The organism is Mesorhizobium sp. M2D.F.Ca.ET.226.01.1.1, from assembly GCF_004022705.2.
Classification (GTDB): domain Bacteria; phylum Pseudomonadota; class Alphaproteobacteria; order Rhizobiales; family Rhizobiaceae; genus Mesorhizobium.
Genome location: NZ_RZOY02000061.1, coordinates 1 through 384, shown reverse-complemented (window position 1 = coordinate 384; position 384 = coordinate 1). Strand labels below are relative to the sequence as shown.

Here is a 384-nt window from a genome sequence, read left to right as displayed (position 1 = left end):
GGTATCTTGAAGCATCCGAGCCTTTTTCATGAGCAACACTCGGATAGCAATGACGCTGAAGTTCACAAAAAGCACTACGGCCCCGGTGATGGGGTGAAGCATAAATAGAGCAACAGTGATTACAGCGACGAATAGAGCGTCCGAAATCACCGTCCCAATCGCCTTGATGACGTAGTTCACGAAATAGGTAAGCGAGTTGTACTGAGCGATGAAGTTTCCGAGCTTGCGACGCTCAAAGTAATTCCACCTCTTGCTCATGAGGCGCTGCAAATATTTGTAGGTCGCCGAAATGCGGGCCCCTGCTGAATGTTTGAGTAGATGAAAGCCCTGTATGTAGGTTGCAAGCGCTGACAAAAGGTTGGCGAACAGGAAGGCACCAGCAAC

1 protein-coding gene is annotated in these 384 nt (G+C 49.5%); it reads right to left on the bottom strand.

Translation table 11 applies throughout. From position 1 onward, the window contains the following. Window positions 1-384 (bottom strand): hypothetical protein (locus tag EN869_RS33750; RefSeq protein ID WP_135916127.1); only part of this gene is annotated, 384 nt, incomplete at both ends.